The organism is Clavibacter tessellarius, from assembly GCF_001618005.1.
GTDB classification, from domain to species: Bacteria; Actinomycetota; Actinomycetes; order Actinomycetales; family Microbacteriaceae; genus Clavibacter; species Clavibacter tessellarius_A.
In genome coordinates, this window is sequence record NZ_LQXA01000039.1 from 61649 (window position 1) to 68259 (window position 6611).

The window sequence follows — 6611 nt, forward strand, 5'->3', positions numbered from 1 at the left end:
GCGCGGGGCTCCCGCGGGGGCGCGCGGCCCGCTGGGTTCCGAGGCGGGGCGGAGGCGATCCGTCGGGCCTGATGAGCCCGTCGGTCCGCCTCCGCCCGCGTGGGTGGAACGCCTCCGGTCAGACCGCGTGGGCTCCGGCCGCAGGGCGCGTCTCGCCGTGCTCGCGCAGCACGAGGAGGGCCACGAACGAGATGGCCGAGGCGATGCTGAGGTAGACGCCGACGAGCATGACGCCGCCGCCTCCGACATCCCACAGCCAGGTGGCGATGAAGGGCGCCACGGCGCCGCCGACGATGCCCGCGAGGCTGAACGCGAGGGACGCGCCCGTGTAGCGGACGTCGGTGGCGAACATGGCCGGCAGCAGGGATCCGACCGCACCGTAGGCGAGGCCGATGAGCACGAACCCGAGGATGACGAACGTGAGCGTGCCCGGCAGGCCCGCGGCGAGCAGCGGATCCATCAGGAGGCCGAACACGACCATGCCGAGCGCGCTCCGGAGGACGACCGGGCGCGCGCCCATGCGCCCGGCGAGGACGCCGGAGACCACGATGGCGGCCGCGAAGAACACGACGCCCACGAGGAGCATGAGCAGGAAGTCGGTGCGCGCGAAGCCGAGGCCCGCGTGGAACGTGGACGCGTCGAACGGCTTGCCCGCCTTGGTGGCGGCGGCCTCCGCGGCCTCGGCCGTGAGCGGTGACGTGGCGTAGGTGACCGCGAACGTGGTCATCAGGTAGAACAGCGTGAACGTGGCGAGCAGGGCGAACGCCCCGAGGAGCAGCCCGCGCCAGCCCGTGCGGATGGTGCGACCGAGCGGCAGCCTGGAGGTCTCGCCGCGGTCGAGCACGGACTGGAACTCGGGCGCCTCGACGAGCTTGACGCGCACGTAGAGGCCCACGAGCACGAGGACCGCGCTCGCGATGAACGGGACGCGCCAGCCCCAGGCCTGGAGGTCGGCCGGGGAGAGCGTGAGCGACAGCACGAGGAACAGGCCGTTCGCGAGGATGAAGCCGACGGGCGCGCCGAGCTGCGGGAACGTGCCGAAGATGGCGCGCTTGCCCACCGGCGCGTTCTCGGTGGCGAGGAGCGCGGCACCGCCCCACTCGCCGCCGAGGCCGAGGCCCTGGACGAAGCGGAGCACCGCGAGGGCCGCGGGGGCCGCGATCTCCCAGCCCGGCGTGAGGCCGCTCGGGAGGCACCCGATGAGCACGGTCGCGATGCCCATGGTGAGCAGCGACGCGACGAGCGTGCGGGTGCGGCCGAAGCGGTCGCCGAAGTGGCCGAAGAGCACGGACCCGATGGGCCGGGCGAAGAAGGCGACGCCGAACACGGCGAGCGACTGCAGCTGCGCGACCGTGGGGTCGGCGTTCGCGAAGAACAGCGCGGGGAACACGAGCACGGCGGCGGTCGCGTAGACGTAGAAGTCGAAGAACTCGATGGAGGTGCCGACGAGGCTCGCGACCAGCACGCGCGAGCGCGGGTTGACGGGGGCGGCGAGGGGCGGGGCGGTGGCAGGGGCAGCGGACATGGCGGTGGCTTCCGTCGGTAGGGGCGGGGAGACGCCACGGATCGTGGCGCGCCGACGGTACCGGTGCTCCCCGCCCCTCCGTGCGGACGGTTCACATGACCGGAGTCAACTGACGTTCCCCGCGTAGTCGGCGTCGCGCGTCTCGCGGCTGATGACGAGCGCCACGAGGGTGATCGCCGCCATCGCGCTGAGGTACACGCCGACGAGCAGCACGTTCCCGTCGAGCAGCTGCCAGAGCGCCACGGCGATGAAGGGCGCGACCGCGGCGCCGAGGATGCTCGCGACGTTGTAGCTGATCGCGGATCCCGTGTAGCGCACGTTCGTCGGGAAGAGCTCCGGCAGCACCGCGCCCATTGGCCCGAACGTGAGGCCCATGAGCGTGAAGCCGATGATGAGCAGCGCCATGGTGCCGACGAAGCCGCCCGCGAACAAGGGCACGAAGAGCAGGCCGAACACGAGGATCCCGAGGGTCGTCGCGATGAGCATCTTGCGGCGGCCGTACCTCTCCGCGAGCGGACCCGAGACCATCGTGAAGACCCCGAAGAACACGACGCCCACGATGAGCATGAGCAGGAAGTCGTTGCGCGCGTAGCCGAGGCCCGCGGCGAACGTGTCGGCGTTGAAGGGCTTGCCGGCGGCGGTCGCGGCAGCCTCGGCGGTGGCCGCGTCGCGCGCGGTGGTGCCGTAGGTGAGGGTGAACGTCGTCATCAGGTAGAAGAGCGTGTACGTCGCCAGCATGATGAAGGTGCCGAGGATCAGCGGGCGCCAGCTCGTGACGAACACGCGCGCGACGGGCAGCTTGGCGACCTCGCCGGAGTCGACGACCTTCTGGAACGCCGGCGTCTCGATGAGCTTGAGGCGCACGTAGAGGCCCACGATCACGAGCACGGCGCTCGCGAGGAACGGCACGCGCCAGCCCCACGACTGGAACTGCTCGGGGGTGAGTCCGAGGCTCAGCGCGAGGAACACGCCGTTGGCGACGATGAAGCCGATGGGCGCGCCGAGCTGCGGGAACGTGCCGTAGATGGCGCGCTTCCCTGCGGGCGCGTTCTCGGTCGCGAGCAGCGCGGCGCCGCTCCACTCGCCGCCGAGGCCGAGGCCCTGGCCGAAGCGCATGATCACGAGGAGCGCGGGCGCCGCGACCTCCCAGCCGGGCGTGAGCGCGGTGGGCAGGCAGCCGATCAGCACGGTCGCGATGCCCATGGTGAGCAGCGACGCGACGAGCGTGCCCTTCCGGCCGATGCGGTCGCCGAAGTGGCCGAAGAGGATGGATCCGATGGGCCGGGCGATGAACGCGACGCCGAACACGGCGAACGACGCGAGCTGCGCGACGGTCGGGTCGTCGTTCGCGAAGAAGAGCGCGGGGAAGACGAGCACGGCGGCGGTCGCGTAGACGTAGAAGTCGTAGAACTCGATCGACGTGCCGATGAGGCTCGCGATGATGACGCGCGAGCGCGAGTTCCCGGCGGGCGGGGTGGATGCGGTGGTGGCGGCGGTGCGGGCCGCGGGGGTCGTGGACATGCGGGGAGACGGCTTTCGGCTGATGCGGCGTGAGCGGCGGGGGCGCGCGGAGGGGGCGGGCGCGCCGGTCGGGCGCGGGCGCCGGGTGCGGCGGAGTCGAGGGGGCCACTCGTGATGGCGGTGCTGAGTTTACGCCCCTGAGGAGATCCTGTGCGCGGGACCCTCGGCCGGGGCGGCGTCGGCCGGGGCGGCGTCGGCCGGGCGCGCGTCCGCCGCGGATCCGCGCCGCCGCCGCACGAGCCCCGACAGGTCGTGCGCCGAGAGCGACACCGCGAGCACCGAGGCGAGCACCAGGGCGAGGGCGGGCGCGCCGACCGCCCACGGGGCGCGCTCGGCGTAGGCGCTGCCCTCGCTGAGGATGAGGCCCCACTCGGGCGTCGGCCGGTCGGCGCCGAGGCCGAGGAAGCCGAGCGCGGCGAGCGTCAGGGCGATGCCGGGCAGGCGCAGCATCGCGTTCCGCACGACCGGGCCGACGACCGCGGGGAGGAGGTGGCCGAGGAGGATCCGCGCGCGTCCCACCCCGAGCAGCGGCAGGATCCGCACGTGCGGCTGCGCCCGCGCCTCCGTCATGAGCGCGCCGGCGTGCGCGGCGAGCGGCGCCCAGCTCACGGCCGCGACGGCGACGGCGGCGCCCCAGGTCGACGGCCCCTGGATCGCCGTGACGACGATGCCGGCGAGGATCGGCGGCGCGGCGTTCGCGACCTCGACGGGGCCCGTCGCCGCATGCGGCAGCAGCCCGAGCAGGAGGCCGATCGCGCAGCACGCGATCACCACGAGGAGCGCGGTGCCGAGCGTCGTGATCGCGCCGTGGCCGACGCGGCCGAGGAGGTCGCGGCCGCTCGCGTCGGCGCCGAACGGCAGCGCCCAGGACGGCGGCGCGAGGCGGCCGGACGCGGTGGCGTACGGATCCCGCGCGAGGCCCGCGACCACGACGAGCGCGAGGAGCGCCGCGGCGACGGCCGGGACCACGGCGTCGCGCCGACGGGCGGGGACGCGTGCGTCGGGGACGGGCAGGGAGCCGAGCCGGAGCGCGGGGCCGAGGAGCGCGCGCCGGAGGAGGCCCGCGAGGACGCCCGCCGCGACGGCGACCACGAGGAGCGCGAGCACGCCGGCCTGGAGCGCCGGCACGTCCTGGCTGCTCGCGGCGCCGAGGGTCGCGCGGCCGATGCCGGGGATCGCGAACACCTGCTCGACCGCGACGGCCCCGCCGGTGAGGCCCACGAGCACGAGCCCGACCTGGCCGAGCACCGACGGGAGCGCGCGGCGCAGCACCGCGAGGGTCGTGCGCGCGGGGGAGATGCCCGCCATGGCCCACGTGGCGACCCAGCGCTCGGCGGACGCGGCCTGGATCGCGTCGGCGACGAGCCGCCCGACGAGCCCGCCGCCGGGGATCCCGAGGGCGAGCGCCGGGAGCACCGCGTTCGCCGGACCGTCCCAGCCGGAGGGCGGCGCGGCGCGCAGCCACACGGCCACGACCACGAGCAGCGCGGTCGCGAGGAGGAACTCGGGCAGCGCGGTGAGAGCGGCGGCCACGGCCCCGGATCCGCGGGCGCGGCGGCCGCGCGTCGCGGCGAGGAGCGCGGGCGCGCACACGAGCGCCGCGATCCCGAGCACCACGGCGATCGCGAACGCCATGAGCGTGAGGGAGACGCCGAGCGCGTCGAGGGTGCCGGGCAGGACCGGGCGGCCGGAGATCCACGACGTGCCGAGGTCGCCGCGGACGACGCCCGCGAGCCAGTCGAGCGAGACCCGGAGCGGCCCGCGGTCGAGCCCGAGCTCGGCGCGGATCGATTCGAGGGCCTCCGGGGTCGCCTCGAGGTCGGCGTAGCGCGCGCGGAGGACCGTGTACTCGGGCGAGCGCCCGGAGAGCCACGGCAGCGCGCCGACGAGCGCCACGACGCCGCCGACGGCGACGACCCGGGACGCCCCGACGACGATCCGCTCGCGCGCCGCGCCCATCAGCCGTCGACGCGCGTGTCGGCGGTGATGAGCGCACGCTCGCGGGGATCGCGGACGGCGCCCGTCACCCCGGCGGCCTCGCCCTGGATCACGCGCTCGTGCAGCAGCGGCACGGCGGCGTCGTCGGCGAGCACGAGCGCCTCGACGCGCATGATCGCGGCCCGGCGGTCGGCGCCCGCCGGCAGCGCGGACGCGGCCGTGAGCGCCTGGTCGACCGCGGGGTCGCACTCCTGCGAGATGTTGAACGAGCCGGCGCACGCGAAGTCGCTGTAGAGGTACGCCGCGGGGTCGCCCGAGTCGAGCACGGTGGCGCGCGACAGGATGAAGGCGTCGAACTTCCCGGCCAGCGCGTCGGCCTCGATGTACTGGTACTCGCGCACGTCCTGCGTCACCCGGAAGCCGGCCGCCTCGAGCTGCTGCTCGAGCTGCACGGCGACCTCGGGGAGCTCGGCCCGATCGGTGAACGTGCCGAGGGTGATGGGCACGCCGTCCACCTTCGCGGGGGTCGCGCGGCCCGCGAGGGCGTCGCGGTAGGAGGCGCCGTCACGGAGGTCGGCGGCCCACGGGAGCGCCGGGCCGAGGAGCCCGGAAGCCTCGTCGGCGCGGCCCTCGTAGACGCTCGAGACGAGGGCGGCGCGGTCGACGGCGGCCTCGGCGGCGGCCCGCACGGCCGGATCCTGGAACGGGCCCGTCTTGGTGTTCAGGTACAGGGTGTTCGTGCGCGGCATGGGGACCTCGTGGATGAGCGCGGGATCCACCTGCGCGGCCTGGCCGACCGGGATCGCCTCGACCACGTCGGCGGTGCCCGTGCGGAGGGCGGCGGCGCGCGCGGTGCCGTCGGGCACGAAGCGCACGTCGATGCCGGGCGCCGCCGCGCGGCCGCCCCAGTAGTCGTCGAACCGGTCGAGCGTCGCCGACGAGGTGCCGTCGACCGCGGTGAGGCGGAACGGGCCCGTGCCGGTGCCGACGGGCGAGACCGTGCCGTCGGCCGCGTACGCGGAGGCCGCGAGGATCGCCAGCTGCGGGCTGGAGAGGCGCTGCGGCAGGAGCGGGTCGGCGGTCGCGGTGCGGACGACGAGCCGGTCGCCGTCCGCGGTCGCGGTGAGGTCGACGCCGTCGAGGATCCGCGGCTTCGGGCTCGCCTTCGCCGCGGCCGTGAGGGAGGCCGCGGCCTGCGCGGCCGTCAGGGTCGTGCCGTCGTGGAAGGGCACGTCGGGGCGGATGGCGAAGGTCCAGGTGCGGTCGTCGACGCGCGTCCACGCGGTGGCGAGCTGCGGCTGAGCCTCGCCGAGGTCGTCGAGGGTCACGAGCGTCTCGGCCGTGCTCCAGCGCGACAGCTTGAAGGCGTCGTCGCTGAGGGGGGTGAGGCCCGAGCGCGGCGGCTGCAGCATCGCGAGGCGGATGCGGCCGTCGCCGCCCGCGGATCCGTCGGCGGAGGACCCGGGGCTCGCGGCGAAGCAGCCGCTGAGGGCGAGCGTCGAGGCGGCGGCGAGCGCGAGGAGGCCGACGGAGCGGGCGCGGCGGCGGGAGCGGGCGGAGCGGATGGAGCGGGGGCGGCTAGCGGGCATGGGGTCCTTCGGCGGGGATGCGCTGTGCATCGGCGGGG

Annotated in this window: 4 protein-coding genes; all 4 read right to left on the bottom strand. The window is 75.4% G+C overall.

The features are described 5' to 3' along the window. Positions 1-118: 118 nt before the first annotated feature. Positions 119-1525 carry an MFS transporter gene (locus AWH51_RS10705; RefSeq protein WP_063072051.1) on the bottom strand — a complete coding sequence of 469 codons (1407 nt, stop codon included), beginning with the start codon at positions 1523-1525 and terminating at the stop codon, positions 119-121. Positions 1526-1630: 105 nt separating this feature from the next. Beyond that, positions 1631-3046 carry an MFS transporter gene (locus tag AWH51_RS10710; RefSeq protein WP_063072052.1) on the bottom strand — a complete coding sequence of 472 codons (1416 nt, stop codon included), beginning with the start codon at positions 3044-3046 and terminating at the stop codon, positions 1631-1633. A gap of 129 nt (positions 3047-3175) precedes the next feature. Beyond that, on the bottom strand, positions 3176-5005 hold the full coding sequence (locus tag AWH51_RS10715; RefSeq protein ID WP_063072053.1) for an ABC transporter permease subunit: 1830 nt from the start codon (positions 5003-5005) through the stop codon (positions 3176-3178). After that, a complete protein-coding gene (locus AWH51_RS10720) occupies positions 5005-6573 on the bottom strand; it encodes an ABC transporter substrate-binding protein (protein WP_063072065.1) in 1569 nt (522 codons plus the stop codon). Before AWH51_RS10720 ends, AWH51_RS10715 begins: the two co-directional genes overlap by 1 nt. Between the last annotated feature and the right edge of the window lie 38 nt (positions 6574-6611).